This is a genomic window from Vibrio sp. T9 (assembly GCF_003123985.1).
Classification (GTDB): Bacteria; Pseudomonadota; Gammaproteobacteria; order Enterobacterales; family Vibrionaceae; genus Vibrio; species Vibrio diabolicus.
The window spans coordinates 1-337 of the sequence record NZ_NIGY01000136.1 but is presented as its reverse complement, the minus strand read 5'-3'; the positions used below and the strand labels follow the sequence as shown (position 1 = coordinate 337).

General features: G+C 66.8%; 1 protein-coding gene. It reads right to left on the bottom strand.

The features are described from left to right. A partial coding sequence (locus CBX98_RS25790) for a helicase HerA-like domain-containing protein (RefSeq protein ID WP_198772016.1) occupies positions 1-337 on the bottom strand: 337 nt, incomplete at both ends.

The window sequence follows — 337 nt, the reverse complement described above, 5'->3', positions numbered from 1 at the left end:
TCGAACCGGATGGCCCAGCTTGCCGTAGATGTCCCAGAACACGACCGGGTTGGCCTGGGGTTTCCAATCGGTGAGGCCCAGCTTTGCCAGTCGGGCGGTGAGCTTGTCCGAAGGGGCGCCGGCCGCCTGCGACAGTCCGGCCAGATCGCCCTTGGCGTCGGCGAGGAAGCAGGGCACGCCCAGCCGTGAGAAGCCTTCCGCCAGCAACATCAGCGACACGGACTTACCCGTACCGGTGGCGCCGGCGATCATGCCGTGCCGGTTGCCGTAGCGGGAATCCAGTTCCACGGCGGCGTCGTCATTCCGGCCGATCAGGATGTTGGGCATGGCTTCGTCC